Origin of the sequence: Streptomyces sp. L7 (genome assembly GCF_050990935.1) — a bacterium.
Lineage (GTDB): Bacteria > Actinomycetota > Actinomycetes > Actinomycetales > Microbacteriaceae > Leifsonia.
On record NZ_CP194644.1, the window covers coordinates 801732 to 815954 of the forward strand.

General features: G+C 70.7%; 11 protein-coding genes and 1 pseudogene. 11 read left to right on the forward strand and 1 reads right to left on the reverse strand.

The window, feature by feature from the left end:
• Window positions 1–98: 98 nt before the first annotated feature.
• From ACR5MH_RS03935 to leuA, 8 genes are all read left to right on the forward strand, one after another.
• Entirely contained in the window at window positions 99–1979 is a 1881-nt protein-coding gene (locus ACR5MH_RS03935) for a sensor histidine kinase (RefSeq protein ID WP_431346515.1), read from the forward strand.
• Entirely contained in the window at window positions 1976–2665 is a 690-nt protein-coding gene (locus tag ACR5MH_RS03940) for a response regulator (RefSeq protein ID WP_431346514.1), read from the forward strand. The genes ACR5MH_RS03935 and ACR5MH_RS03940 overlap by 4 nt, the downstream gene beginning before the upstream one ends.
• 101 nt (window positions 2666–2766) lie before the next feature.
• Window positions 2767–3564 (forward strand): ABC transporter ATP-binding protein, encoded by a 798-nt coding sequence (locus ACR5MH_RS03945; RefSeq protein WP_431346513.1) that lies wholly within the window; start codon window positions 2767–2769, stop codon window positions 3562–3564.
• Entirely contained in the window at window positions 3561–5000 is a 1440-nt protein-coding gene (locus ACR5MH_RS03950; protein WP_431346512.1) for an ABC transporter permease, read from the forward strand. Before ACR5MH_RS03945 ends, ACR5MH_RS03950 begins: the two co-directional genes overlap by 4 nt.
• 153 nt (window positions 5001–5153) lie before the next feature.
• On the forward strand, window positions 5154–6434 hold the full coding sequence (locus ACR5MH_RS03955; protein ID WP_431346511.1) for an alpha/beta hydrolase: 1281 nt from the start codon (window positions 5154–5156) through the stop codon (window positions 6432–6434).
• Window positions 6431–6631 (forward strand): hypothetical protein, encoded by a 201-nt coding sequence (locus ACR5MH_RS03960; protein ID WP_433862315.1) that lies wholly within the window; start codon window positions 6431–6433, stop codon window positions 6629–6631. The genes ACR5MH_RS03955 and ACR5MH_RS03960 overlap by 4 nt, the downstream gene beginning before the upstream one ends.
• The gene (locus ACR5MH_RS03965; protein ID WP_433862316.1) at window positions 6610–9081 is read left to right on the forward strand and encodes a bifunctional lysylphosphatidylglycerol flippase/synthetase MprF; all 2472 of its coding nucleotides are present in this window, start codon (window positions 6610–6612) and stop codon (window positions 9079–9081) included. The genes ACR5MH_RS03960 and ACR5MH_RS03965 overlap by 22 nt, the downstream gene beginning before the upstream one ends.
• Window positions 9082–9218: 137 nt before the next feature.
• On the forward strand, window positions 9219–10994 hold the full coding sequence (gene leuA, locus ACR5MH_RS03970) for a 2-isopropylmalate synthase (protein ID WP_431346509.1): 1776 nt from the start codon (window positions 9219–9221) through the stop codon (window positions 10992–10994).
• An 89-nt stretch (window positions 10995–11083) separates the two neighbouring features.
• Here the strand turns inward: leuA and ACR5MH_RS03975 are convergent, their stop codons facing one another.
• Window positions 11084–11863, reverse strand: a complete 780-nt coding sequence (locus ACR5MH_RS03975) for a trimeric intracellular cation channel family protein (RefSeq protein WP_433862317.1) — start codon at window positions 11861–11863, stop codon at window positions 11084–11086.
• 32 nt (window positions 11864–11895) lie between these two features.
• Between ACR5MH_RS03975 and recO the strand changes: the two genes are divergently transcribed.
• From recO to ACR5MH_RS03990, 3 genes and pseudogenes are all read left to right on the forward strand, one after another.
• Window positions 11896–12636 (forward strand): DNA repair protein RecO, encoded by a 741-nt coding sequence (recO, locus tag ACR5MH_RS03980; protein ID WP_431346507.1) that lies wholly within the window; start codon window positions 11896–11898, stop codon window positions 12634–12636.
• Window positions 12633–13444 (forward strand): annotated as a pseudogene (locus tag ACR5MH_RS03985) (isoprenyl transferase). Before recO ends, ACR5MH_RS03985 begins: the two are co-directional and overlap by 4 nt.
• Before the next feature lie 43 nt (window positions 13445–13487).
• Complete coding sequence (locus tag ACR5MH_RS03990; protein ID WP_431346505.1) at window positions 13488–14171, forward strand: DsbA family oxidoreductase; 684 nt, start codon at window positions 13488–13490, stop codon at window positions 14169–14171.
• The last annotated feature ends 52 nt before the right edge of the window (window positions 14172–14223 follow it).

The window sequence follows — 14223 nt, forward strand, 5'->3', positions numbered from 1 at the left end:
CTAGACGGCTGCGTCCCAGGGCGCCCCGTCATACATCCGCAGGATGATTCCGCGCCGCGGATGCCTGCGCGGGCACCGCGGCCCCGTAACGTAGAGATATGCCAGATCGCACCCGCGTCCTGAGCGCGCTCGCGCCGCACCGTTGGGTGCTGGAGCCCGCGCTGGCCGTCGTGCTGTTCGGGGTGTGGCTGGTCATCGGCCTCCCGTTCGACCTGGCGGGCGCGCTGGCCGTGCTGCTGTACTGCGCGGCCGTCGCGCTCTCGCGGGTGCTGCCGGTCGTGGCGCTGGAGATCGCCTGGCTCGCGGTCGTCGCCGAGTTGAGCGAGGGCTCATCGCTCCCGTTGCCGCACCGGCTGATCTCCGCCGTCGCCGTCGTGATCGCGCTGTTCGGCATCGCGTCGCACGGCGGGAGGGCCGTGCGTTGGTTCGGGTTCGGCTCCGCCCTCCTGTGGGCGCCGGCGATGGCCTACCTCTTCACGGTGCGCGGCGACCTGAAGTTCCCGCAGTTCGGGCCGGTGATCGGCGGCTATTACACGAGCCAGGGTGTCGGGCTGCTGATGATGAGCCTGCTGCTGGCCGTCGTGTTCGTCAGCGCATGGCTTCTGGGCTTCCTCGTTGCGCGGCAGCGGGCCACCGCGCCCTCCGGGCCCGTCCCGTCGCTGCTGGTGTGGCTGGCGTCGCCGGGCGCGGGCGCGGCGGGGACGGAGGGCGCGGAGGCCGTGGAGGGCGACACCCCGCGGCTGGTGCGTCGCCTGACCCGGCCCCAGCTCACCTTCGACATCGCGGGCGCCGTCGCCTACGTCTTCTTCTGCCTGGTCACCGACTTCACCTCGAGCCTGGTGCCCGACGCCCTCGGCCGCTCGACGTTCCTCGTGTTGATCGTGTTCGCGGTCGCCGTGGCCCTGCGCAGGATGTCGCCCGCGGTGTCGCTCGCGATCGCGTGGCTCGCGGCCGCGGTGCAGATGACGACCGGGCACAACATCCTGGTCAGCGACATCGCCGCGCTCATCGTGCTCTACGCGACGGCGCTGTACGGCGACAAAGTCGTCCGGTACGCGGGGCTGATCTCGGCCGGGGTCGGCGCGCTGGTCGCCTCGCTCTACCTGACGCTGACCTCTGCGCTCGCGCAGGGCTACTTCGACCTGCTGTCGTCCCAGCTCACCGGGATGGCGCTCCAGTTCGCGTTCCTCTTCGTCGTCAGCGCGACCGTGCTCGGGCTGTCCTGGGTGCTCGGACTCCTGGTCCGCACCTGGCGGAACGCGCGGGCGTCCCGGCACGCCCAGATCGCGGCGGAGCTCGACCGCAACCGCGCCGAGGAGGTCGTGGTCGTCGAGCAGGAGCGCACCCGCATCGCGCGCGACATGCACGACGTCGTCGCCCACTCGCTGGCGGTCGTCATCGCGCAGGCGGACGGCGCCCGTTACGCCCGGCATGCCGACCCGGACGCCGTGGACACCGCGCTGGAGACCATCGCCGCGACCGCGCGGTCCGCGCTGGTCGATGTGCGGGTGCTGCTGGCCGAACTGCGGCAGAGCCAGCCCGAAGGCCCGCAACCGTCGCTCGCCGACGTCGACCAGACGGTCGAGCAGGTGCGCGCGGCCGGCCTCCCCGTCGTCATGGAGCGTCGCGGCGAGCTCGACGGGCTCGGCTCCGCGCAGCAGATCGCCGCGTACCGCATCGTGCAGGAGGCGCTCACCAACGCTCTCCGGCACGGAGACACCACCCGCCCGGTCTCCGTCGTGCTCGCCCAGACGGGCGGCGCCGACTCCGGCCCTGGCATCGTCATCACCGTGAGGAACAGCATGAAGACACCGACACCGGACCCCTTGGCCACCGGCGGCCTCCCGCGCATCGGGCACGGCCTGCCCGGGATGCGCGAGCGCGCGACCCTGGCGGGCGGCTCGCTGTCCGCAGGGCCGGCCGACGACGGCTTCGTGGTCACGGCGTTCCTGCCGGTGGTCTCGGGGGTGCGCGCGTGAGCGCCCCGATCACGGTCGCCCTCGTCGACGACCAGGCGCTGTTCCGCGCGGGCATCCGCATGCTGATCGGTTCGCAGCCCGACCTGGAGTTCGTGGGCGAGGCGTCCGACGGCCGGGAGGGCGTCGCGCTCGTGCGCGAGAAACGCCCCGACGTCGTGCTCATGGACATCCGGATGCCCGTCATGGACGGCATCGCCGCCACCGCCCGGATCGTGGAGGAGGCCGAGCGGGAGGGCCGTGCGCCGGCGCGGATCATCGTGCTCACCACCTTCGACCTGGACGAGGCCGCTGCCCGCGCGATCCGCAGCGGCGCCAGCGGCTTCGTGCTGAAGGACGCCGAGCCGGAGTTCCTGCTCGCCGCCATCCGCACCGTCCACGCCGGCAGCGCGGTCATCGCCGCCGGGGCGACCCGGGAGCTGTTCGAGTACTTCTCCGACAGCCAGCGGGCCAAGCAGGCGCCGGCCGCGTTCGCCACGCTCACCAGCCGCGAGCGGGAGATCTTCGTGCTCGCCTCACGCGGGCTCAGCAACTCGGAGATCGCCGGGTCGGAGTTCCTCAGCGAGGCGACGGTCAAGACGCACATCAGCCGCATCCTGGCCAAGCTCGGCCTGCGCGACCGCGTGCAGATGGTCGTCTACGCATTCGAGCACGGACTGACCGGGGGAGCGCCAGAGCGGGCGGAGTGACGGGCGACCGGCGAAGTTCACCCGTAGATCATCCTCTGGGCTGACCCCGTGTGGATCCACAGCCCGATCCGCGGCCGACGCCGGTTTCATAGCGTGGCGGCATGGACATTTCCGACAGCATGGTGGCGCGCGTCGACGGCGCGACGAAGACCTACGGCTCCGGCACCAACCGCGTCATCGCGCTCGACGACGTGACCGTCGGCATCCCGGCCGGCCTGTTCACCGCGATCATGGGGCCCAGCGGCTCCGGCAAGTCGACGCTCATGCACGTGATGGCCGGGCTGGACACCGTGACCGGCGGCCGCGTCTTCCTCGGGGACACCGAGATCAGCGGAATGGGCGACGGCGAGCTGACCGTCCTGCGCCGCCGCCGGGTCGGCTTCGTCTTCCAGTCGTTCAACCTCGTCCCGACACTCGACGTCCGGGCCAACATCCTCCTGCCGTTCGAGATCGACGGCCGCCGCCCGACGCTCGAGCAGCGCGAGTGGATCGACGGGCTGATCGACCTCCTGGGCCTGAAGGACCGGCTCACCCACCGTCCGCACGAGCTCTCCGGAGGCCAGCAGCAGCGCGTCGCGATCGTGCGCGCGCTCGCCACCCGCCCCGACCTGGTGTTCGCGGACGAGCCCACCGGCAACCTCGACTCGCGCACCGGCCGGGAGGTCCTCGGCGTGCTGCAGGAGGCTTCCCGCAGCTACGGCCAGAGCATCGCGATGGTCACGCACGACCCGGTCGCAGCGAGCTACGCCGACCGTATCGTGTTCCTCGCCGACGGGCGCGTCGTCGCCGAGCGTGAGCGCTCGAGCGCGGAGCAGATCTCCGCGTTCATGCTCGACATGGAGTCGCAGGGCCCGGAGGCCCAGCACCCGGCGGCGCAGGGAACGGAGGCGCGCGCGTGATCCGCGCGTTCCGGGCGAACGCGCGCGACCATCGCGCCAGCGTCCTCGTCTCGGCCCTCAGCGCCGCCTTCGGCGTGGCGCTGATGGCCTGCACCAACGTGCTCGGAGCGTACATCGCGGCGTCCCCGATGGGGGCGCACGGCTCGGCCCGGTTCGCCCTCGCGCTGGTCGCCGGCATCTTCTTCGTGATCGCCGTCTTCGTCGGCGCCATCGTCACCACGAACACGTTCGCCACCGTCATCGCCGGGCGCACCCGCACCATCGCCCTGATGCGGCTGCTCGGCTCGAGCTCGAAGGCGCAGCGTCGCTCCGTTGCGGGGGAGGGCCTCGCCGTCGGCGTGATCGGTGCGCTCACGGGCGGCGTCATCGCCGTGGTTCTCGCGCTCGTCGCCGTGCGCGCCTTCATCTGGTGGGGCGTCCTCCCGAACGTGCTGTACCCCGTCGTCACACCCTTGCTGATCGTGCCTCCCGCCGTGGTCGTGCTCACCACCTGGTCGGCGTCGTGGATCGGCAGCCGGCGCGTGCTGACGGTGGCGCCGGTGGAGGCGCTGGGCGCGGCGCAGGAGCGCCCGTCCGCCGCCGTGCGCAGCACCGGGCGCATCGCGGCCGCGGCGCTGCTCATCCTGCCGGGTGCCGCGCTGCTCGGCTTCGGGCTGATGCTCGGCCTCGGCGCGTTCGCGAAATCGGGGAACTCCGCGCTCGCGGAGTTCGGGCGCTTCGGCGTGCTGATCGCGATGCTCGGCGGCCTGCTCTCGTTCACCGGGGTCATCGTCGCCGCGCCGTTCTTCCTGCCCGCCGTGCTGCGCGGCGTCGGCCTGCTCTTCGGCGCGGGCGCCGCCGGACGACTCGCGGCGGCCAACGCCGTACGGAACCCGGAGCGCAGCTCGCGCACCGCGATCGGTCTCGTCATCGGCGTCACGCTGATCACCATGTTCGTCGTCGCGACGCAGACCTGGCTCACGATCATCCGCAGCGCGGCGGCGAAGGACCCGGAGCTGTATCAGGGCGCTGAGAGTGTGCTCACGGTCACCATGCTCGTTTTCAGCGGGCTGGTCGGCTTCTCCGCGGTGATCGCCGCCGTGGGCGTGGTCAACAGCCTGTCGCTGAGCGTCCTGCAGCGCCGGCGCGAACTCGGCCTGCTCCGGGCTCTCGGGCTGAGCGCCGCGCAGGTGCGCCGGATGATCCTGGCCGAGAGCGCGCAGCTCACGGTCGCCGCCGTGCTCTCGGGGCTGGTGCTCGGCACGCTGTACGGCTGGATCGGCGCGCAGACGCTGCTCGGTCAGCTCCCGGGCGGCGGCCTCATCCCGCCGGCGATCCCGTGGCTGTTCATCGGCCTGATCGTCGTGGCGGCGGCCGCCCTCGCCGTCGGCGCCTCGGTGGTGCCGACCCGCCGGGCCACCCGCGTCGCCCCAGTGGAGGCCCTCGCGGTCGAGTAGCGAGGCTCCAGGTTCCCTGGACGCTCATCAAGCCCCAGCTATCCGCAGGCTGGGTGTCCGATACTTATGGACTGGCGCACTCCGACCCGTGCCCACCATCCCGTGCCGGAGCGCCTCCTGCACCCGTGAGAGGACCCACCCCTGAACTGGCTCATGACCCTGAGGATCGACAAACCGCCGTTCCTCATCACGATCGACGTCGTCACCGCGCTCCTGGCGGTGTACCTGCTCGTGCGACCCACCTGGAAGCGCGCGCTCGCGGGGGCGATCGCTGCCGTCGGCGGCGGCCTGATCGGCTGGTTCCTGGTGTGGCTGACGGACGACGTCTTCAACCTGTTCGGCGTCGCGCTCACCCCGGCGACCACCACCTGGGTGGCCATCGGGTTCGCCGGTGTGAGCCTCGCCATCGCCAACTTCTTCCGGTCGCGCTGGTGGCGGAAGCTGATCGCAGCGGTCAGCATCCCGGTATTCCTGCTCGCGGCGTTCGCCGGTGTGAACGTCGACTTCGGCGCGTACCGCAACCTCAACGATGCCATCGGGGTCGTGCCGTACAAAGCGCTGAACCTGCACAACGAGCGCGGCGACATCATCAAGGGGACCGCCTGGTCTGCCTCGACGAACCAGGCCGACCCTCCCGCGAAGGGCGAGATCGGCACCGTCAAGATCCCCGCGACGCTGTCGAACTTCCCCGCGCGGGACGCCATCGTGTACCTGCCGCCGGTCGCCCTCGGTCCGAACCCGCCAGCGCTCCCGGTGCTCTACGCGCTCTCCGGCCAGCCCGGCGCCCCGGCGGACATGTTCACGGCAGGCCGGATCGGAACCTATCTCGACGCCTACGCGGCCAAGCACAACGGCTACGCGCCGATCGTCGTCGCGCCCGACCAGCTCGGCGGCCCCGGCCGCAACCCGATGTGCATCGACTCCCGGGCCTTCGGCGACTCGGCCACCTACCTGCTCAAGGACGTGCGCTCGTGGATCACCTCGCACCTGCGGGTGAGCAGCGACCCGTCGGCGTGGGGCGCGTTCGGCTACTCGCAGGGGGCCACGTGCGCTGCGCAGTTCGCCGCCAGCCGCCCGGACCTGTTCGGCTCGGCGCTGGCCTCCTCCAGCGAGCTGGGGCCGACGCTCGGCAACGTGCCCCTCACGATCGCGACCGGCTTCGCCGGGTCGCGGACCGCCTACCAGGACGCCCAGCTCGGGCCTACGATGAAAGCGCATGCTCCTTACACGAACACGCTGATCATCTTCGGCGCGGGTCAGAACGACGCCAAGTACACTGCTTTCGCGAAGACGCTGCATTCCGAGGCCGTCTCCGCCGGGATCCGCGGCGACCTCCTGATCTCGCCCGGGACGGCACACGATTGGAACACGGTGCGCTACACGCTGACGGACGGCTTCCCCGCGGTCGCCGCCCACATGGGGCTGGCTCCGTGACCGATGCCGTGACCGCTGGGGGCGGCGCGTCGGCGAACGGCGGCGCGCCGGAGGACGACGCGACCCGGGCCGGGGGAACGGCCCTCGGGTCGCGGAGGAGACGGCCGCGCGCACGCAGGAGCCTCCCGCGCGCCCTCCCGGGCCTCCCGCACGGGCAGCCGGCTTCGGCGGCGCGGTGCGGCGGCTCGGCCGGCTGATCGCGACGCACCCCTTCACCACGGGCCTGACGGCGCTGATCCTCGTGCTCGCGCTGGCTACGGGCCCGATCCACGGCCCCCACCGCCCGCTGCGCGTGTGGCTCGGCGTCGGCCCGGACCAGCTCCTCGACGGCCACTGGTGGGCGCCGGTCACCGCCGTGCTGTTCACAGACAACCTCGCCGAGCTGATCGTGGTGCTCGTGCTCACGGCGCTGCTCGTCGGCGTCTCCGAGCGGCTGATGGGCGCGTGGCGGACGGCGCTGGCGTTCTTCGCGACATCCGTCGTGGGCATCGCCGCAGGCGTCGGCATCCAGCTCATCGGCTCGCAGACGGGGGAGATGTGGTCGCGCAGCGTCCACCACCTCGTCATCCTCGACGTGTTCACCGGCATCGCCGGCGCGATCATGACCGCGAGTGCGTTCGCGGGGGCCTTCTGGCGCCGCCGCATCCGCGTCCTCACCATGCTCATCGCGATCATGTACGTGCTGTACTCGGGCGACCCGTCCGACCTGTACCGGCTTCTCGCGGTCCTCGCCGGCTTGGGCCTCGGCGTGCTGCTGCGGCCGCACGAGCGCCTCCTCGGCTGGCGCCGCTCCTCCCATCACGAGGTCCGGGTGCTGCTCGCCTCCGCCGTGACGATCAGCGCGCTCGGCCCGGTCATCGGCCTGCTGACGCAGTCGCGGTACGGGATGCTGTCGCCGATCGGCCTGCTGTTCTCCAACGACGTGCCCGCCACCGGCAGCGTGCTGGAGCGCTGCCAGGCGTTCGCGGTCACCCGCGACTGCGTCCACGACCTCACACTGGAGCGGATCAACGGCCTCGGGCCCGTGCTCATCTCGGTGCTGCCGCTGCTCACGCTGCTGGTCGCCGCCTACGGCCTCCTCCGCGGGCGCCGCTTCGCCGTGTGGTTGGCCGTCTCGGTCAACGCGCTGCTCGCCGTGCTCTCCGGGCTGTACTTCGGCATCCTCCCGTTCGCCGACCCGCGGCCGACCGTGTCGTCGCGGTACTGGGAGGTCACCTTCATCCTGGCGCTGTCGGCGCTCGTCCCCCTCACGATGGCGATCCTGCTGGTCGCCTACCGCCGGCACTTCACCGTGCTCGCCACCGCACGGTCGGTGCGCCGCTACGTGCTCACCGTGGCGCTGACCGGCGTCGGCCTGATCGGGCTCTACGTGTTGGTCGGCTGGCTGCAGAAGGACACGGGTTTCACCCGGCCGATCGACATCACCGATCTCCTCAACGACGTGCTGGAGCGCTTCATCCCGGTGAGCTTCCTGCGCCGCGAGCCGCTGCAGTACCTGCCGACGACACCGCTGGCGACCGTGGTCTACCACAACATCGGCACCGTGTTCTGGCTGGTCGTCATCCTTGCCGCCGTCCCGTTCATGGTCGGCCGTGGAGCGTGGCGACGCTCGACCGGCGACGCGGGACGGGTCCGCACGCTGCTCGAACGCGGCGGCGGCGACGCCATCTCGTTCATGGCGACCTGGCCCGGCAACAGCTACTGGTTCGACTCCGCGACGGGCGGGGCCGTGGCCTACCGGGTCGTCGGGCGGGTGGCGCTCACGACCGGTGCGCCGTTCGGCGCGGACGAGTCCGTGCACGACGGCGTGATCGAGCGCTTCTCGCGGTTCTGCGACGACAGCGGATGGATCCCGGTCTTCTACAGCGTCGACGCCCAGTACCAGCCGATCTTCGACCGGATGGGCTGGTCGACCATGACGGTCGCCGAGGAGACGGTGATCCGCCCGCAGCAGTGGGCGACCACCGGCAAGAAGTGGCAGGACGTCCGCAGCTCGATCAACCGCGCTCAGCGGGCCGGCATCCGCGCGGAGTGGACCAGCTTCGGCGCGCTGCCGTTGAGCGCCGCCGTGCAGCTCTCGGACATCTCCGAGCAGTGGGTCGCCGAGAAGGACCTGCCCGAGATGGGCTTCACCCTCGGCGGCCTGGACGAACTCCGCGACCCGGCCGTGCGGCTGATGCTCGCGGTGGACGAGTCCGGTCGCATCGAGGGCGTGACCTCCTGGCTGCCGAGCTACCGGGACGGCCACGTCGTGGGCTGGACACTCGACTTCATGCGCCGCCGCCCGGGCAGCATCAACGGCGTCATGGAGTTCCTGATCGCCGAGGCGGCCACCCGGATGAAGGAGGACGGCGTCGAGTTCATGAGCCTCTCCGCGGCGCCGCTCGCACACACGGCCGGCACCCCGGACGACGCCAAGAGCGGGATGGACCGCGTGCTCGGCTACCTCAGCACGTCGCTCGAGCCGGTGTACGGGTTCCGCTCGCTGCTCAAGTTCAAGCAGAAGTTCCAGCCCGAGCTGCACCCGCTGATCATGGCCTACCCGGATCCGGTCGCCCTCCCGGCGATCGGCGTGGGGCTCGTGCGCGCGTACCTGCCCGACCTGTCGATGCGGCAGGCGGCTGCGCTGGCCGTGGGACGCGGCTGATGCGCCGCCGTGGTACCGTTGTTTCTGTGTACGGTCTGCTCCTTCTTAGCTGCCGCGACGAGTCCTAGTTCCGGGCCTCCCTCGTCGCGGAGTTCGTCGTTGGCTCTCCACACCACACCGCGAGGAGAAGACAGACCATGAAGAACAAGCAGGCGCCGAGCGCCATGCCGATCCACAAGTACCGGCCGTTCCACGAACAGATCCGCGTCGAGCTGCCCGACCGCACCTGGCCGTCGAAGCGCATCACGCAGGCGCCGCGCTGGTGCGCCGTGGACCTGCGCGACGGTAACCAGGCCCTCATCGACCCGATGAGCCCCGAGCGCAAGCGCATCATGTTCGACCTGCTGGTGCGGCTGGGCTACAAGGAGATCGAGGTCGGCTTCCCGTCGGCCAGCCAGACCGACTTCGACTTCGTCTGCAGCCTGATCGAAGAGGGCGCGATCCCCGATGACGTCACCATCCAGGTCCTGACCCAGTCGCGCGAGCACCTGATCAAGCGCACCTACGAGTCGCTGGTCGGCGCCAAGCAGGCGATCGTGCACCTCTACAACTCCACCAGCATCCTGCAGCGCGAGGTCGTGTTCCGGACCGACCAGCAGGGCATCGTCGACATCGCCCTGGCCGGCGCGCGACTGTGCCGCCGGTTCGAGTCGCTGGTCCCCGGCACCGAGATCTACTACGAGTACTCGCCGGAGTCGTACACCGGCACCGAGCTGGAGTTCGCCGCCGACATCTGCAACCAGGTGCTGGAGGTCTTCGAGCCGACACCGGAGCGCAAGGTCATCATCAACCTGCCCGCCACCGTCGAGATGGCGACGCCCAACGTCTACGCCGACTCGATCGAGTGGATGTCGCGCCACCTGAACCACCGCGAGAACGTCATCCTCTCGCTGCACCCGCACAACGACCGCGGCACCGCGGTCGCGGCGGCCGAGCTGGGCTACATGGCCGGCGCCGACCGCATCGAGGGCTGCCTGTTCGGCAACGGCGAGCGCACCGGCAACGTCGACCTGGTCACGCTGGGCGTCAACCTGTTCACCCAGGGCATCGACCCGCAGATCGACTTCAGCGACATCGACCAGATCAAGCGCACCGTCGAGCACTGCAACCAGCTCCCGGTCGGCGAGCGCAGCCCGTGGGGCGGCGACCTGGTCTTCACCGCGTTCAGCGGCTCGCACCAGGACGCGATCAAGAAGGGCTTCGAGGCGATGGCCGCGCGGGCCGAGCGCGAGGGCGTCTCGGTCGACGACCTGGTCTGGGCGGTTCCGTACCTGCCCGTCGACCCGAAGGACCTGGGCCGCAGCTACGAGGCGGTCATCCGGGTGAACTCGCAGTCCGGCAAGGGCGGCGTCGCGTACCTGCTGAAGACGGACCACGCCCTGGACCTGCCGCGCAAGCTGCAGATCGAGTTCTCCGGGGTCGTGCAGGCCAAGACCGACGCCGAGGGCGGCGAGGTGACGAGCGCGCAGATCTGGGACATCTTCCAGGACGAGTACCTGCCGGCCCCGGCCACGGACCCCGACGCCAAGTGGGGACGCTTCGAGCTGGGCTCCACGAGCACGACGAACGAGACCGGCGAGCACGTCACCCTCACGGTGGCGCTGCGCGACGGCGACACGGTCGCGAAGGCGACGGGGGAGGGCAACGGCCCGATCGCCGCGTTCTTCGACATCCTGAACGCCCGCGGGATCAACGTGCACCTGTACGACTACTCGCAGCACACGCTGTCGGCGAGCGAGTCGGCGCAGGCCGCCGCCTACGTGGAAGTGGACGTCGACGGCGTACGCCTGTGGGGCGTCGGCATCGACGGCGACACCACGACCGCGTCGTTCAAGGCCGTCGTGTCCGCTGTGAACCGCGCGGTGCGTGCGTCGGCCGGCCACGCCGCCGAGGCCGAGCTCGTCGGAGCCTGACCCCGACCCGTCACACCTGACCCGCAGACAACGGAGGAGATCCCGGTCCATTGCACCGGGATCTCCTCCGTTGACCTCGTTTCAGCCGGTCAGGCGCGCAGATCTCCTCCGTTGTCCGCAGGCCTATCCTCGATGCGATACCGCGGGATGGCACCCGTATCGGTCCGCTCGATCGTCCGTTCGGCGCTTGGGCGCCTCCCGAAGCCGAACGCCATCCAGCGGGGCGCGCGCAGGCGACCGAGCTCGCGCTGCTCCGGCAGGCTCCAGCCGAACCGGACGGCGAGGAGGCGGATCACCAGCGTCACGATCACGCAGACCAGAACCGCGACGGCGAACGGCACCTTCAGATCGACCAGCACCACCAGCACGATCGTGCCGGCCCCGGCGGCGACCGCATAGAGCGAGCCCACATGCATCAGTGCGATGGGGAGGTTGAGCAGCACGTCGCGCAGAATCGACCCGCCCACCGCCGAGACCACGCCCACGAACACGGCGGGCACCTCCGGCAGCCCGAGCGCCAGCGCCTTCGTCGCACCGATCGCGCCGAACAGCCCGATCGTGAGCGCGTCCAGGAACGTGATGATCGGGTCCAGCCTCCGGAACAGCCGCACGAGCAGCATCCCGAGCAGCGCCGCGACGACCGTCGCCGGCAGGTACCAGTTGGACTGAAGCGCCACCGGCGTCACGTTGAGCAGCAGGTCGCGCAGGAGGCCGCCTCCGAGCCCGGTGGCGACGCCGATGATCGCGATGCCCAGCAGGTCGAGCCGGCGGTCGCGGAACCCGGACGCGAACATGGCACCCTGCAGGCTGCCGACGCCGACGGCGACCAGGTCGCCCCAGAGGGGGATCGTGAAGGCCGCGGATGTCACCAGTCACTTGTATCACGCGGGATACTGGAGTCGTGCCTGTCTACCGTGATGAAGCCGTCGTGCTGCGCACCCACAAGCTGGGTGAGGCCGACCGCATCGTCACCATGCTCAGCCGTCAGCACGGCAAGATCCGTGCGGTGGCGAAGGGCGTGCGGCGCACCGCCTCCAAGTTCGGGTCGCGGCTGGAGCCGTTCATGGTCGCCGATGTGCAGCTCTACGAGGGGCGCACGCTCGACGTGGTGACCCAGGCAGAGACGATCGGGGCGTACGGCGCGCTGATCGCGGACGACTACTCCAGTTACACCGCCGCCAACGCCATGGTGGAGGCCGCCGATCGGCTGACCGACGCCGAGGCCTCCCTGCAGCAATACCTCCTGCTCGTCGGCGCCCTTCGCTCGCTGTCGCGGCACGAACACGGTCCGCAGCTCACCCTCGACTCCTACCTGCTGCGCGCGCTGTCGCTCGCGGGCTGGGCGCCGAGCTTCCTCGACTGCTCGCGCTGCGGCGCACCGGGGCCGCACGACCATGTCGTGGTACAGCTCGGCGGCGTGGTGTGCGACGACTGCGCGCCGCAGGGGGCCCCACGGATCGACGCCGCGACCATCGCGCTCCTCGGCGCACTGCTCACCGGCGACTGGGAGACGGCCGACGCCGCCGACGACTCCACCCGCTCGAAGGCGAACGGGCTGGTCGCCGCGTACACGCAATGGCATCTCGAGCGCGGCCTGCGCTCCCTGCAGCACGTCCAGCACGATCAGAAGGCGAGCGGATGACGCCCAAGCCCTACACGCACAAGGACGCGGTCGCGTACCGTCCCGTCGACTGGACGGGTGTGTACCCGCCCGCCTTCCCGGCGAAGGCGGTGCCGGAGCACGTCGCCATCGTGATGGACGGCAACGGCCGCTGGGCGAACCGCCAGGGCCTCACCCGCATCGAGGGTCACCGTGCCGGGGAGGCCTCCCTGCTGGACGTCGTCGCCGGCGCGATCCAGGTCGGGGTCAAGCACCTCAGCGTGTACGCCTTCTCGACCGAGAACTGGAAGCGCTCACCCGACGAGGTCCGCTTCCTGATGGGATTCAACCGGGAGGTGCTGCACCGCAGGCGCGACCAGCTCAACGAGTGGGGCGTACGGGTGCGCTGGGCCGGCCGCACGCCCCGGCTGTGGTCGTCGGTCATCAAGGAGCTGCAGTACGCCGAGCGGCTGACGGCGGGCAACGACGTTCTGACGCTCACGATGTGCGTCAACTACGGCGGCCGCACCGAGATCGCGGACGCCGTGCGGTCGATCGCCGAGGAGGTCGCCGCCGGCCGGCTGAAGCCGTCGGCGGTGGGGAGAAGACCATCCAGCGCCACCTCTACCTCCCGGACATGCCGGACGTCGACCTGTTCGTGCGCAGCTCGGGGGAGCAGCGGACGAGCAACTTCCTGCTCTGGCAGAGCGCCTACGCGGAGATGGTGTTCCTGGATACGCTGTGGCCGGACTTCTCGCGCACCGATCTGTGGAACGCGATCGACATCTTCGCCCGCCGCAACCGCCGGTTCGGGGGAGCGGTGGACACGCCGGACGACGTGGCGCTGTAGCCGACCGGAATAACTGCACGGCTGCAGCCTGTTGACCCCTGATGTGAGCGAACCCATCAAGATCGACATCTGGTCCGACATCGCGTGCCCCTGGTGCTACATCGGCAAGCGCAAGTTCGAGAACGGCAGCGCGACGTTCGCCGGCGCCGGCGAGGGCCGAGCAGTGGAGGTGGAGTATCACTCCTTCGAGCTGTCGCCGGACACCCCGGTGGACTTCGACGGCAGCGAGGTGGATTTCCTCGCCGGGCACAAGGGCATCCCCGCGGAGCAGGTGCACCAGATGCTCGATCGCGTGACCGGGATCGCCGCCTCTGTCGGCCTCGATTACGACTTCGACGCCCTCCAGCACACCAACACGGTGAAGGCGCACGAACTCCTGCATTTCGCCAAGGCGCAGGGCAAGCAGCTCGAGCTGGCCGAGCGACTCTTCCAGGCCTACTTCATCGAGGGCGGCCACGTCGGCCGCACCGACTCGCTCGCCGACCTGGCCGAGTCGGTCGGCCTCGACCGGGACGCAGCGCTGGCGGCCATGGAGTCGGGCGAGTACCTGGAGGCAGTGCGTGACGACCAGCGCACCGCGGGCGAATACGGCATCAACGGCGTCCCGTTCTTCGTCATCGACGGCAAGTACGGCGTCTCCGGCGCACAGGACGCGACGACGTTCGCGCAGGTGCTCGAGCAGGTCTGGACCGAGCGCGCCACCGCGCCCGCCGAGGCGAGCGCGTGAGCGCCGCGGACGGGAGCACGCCCGCGCCGCGCCCGCTGCTCACGCCACTCGG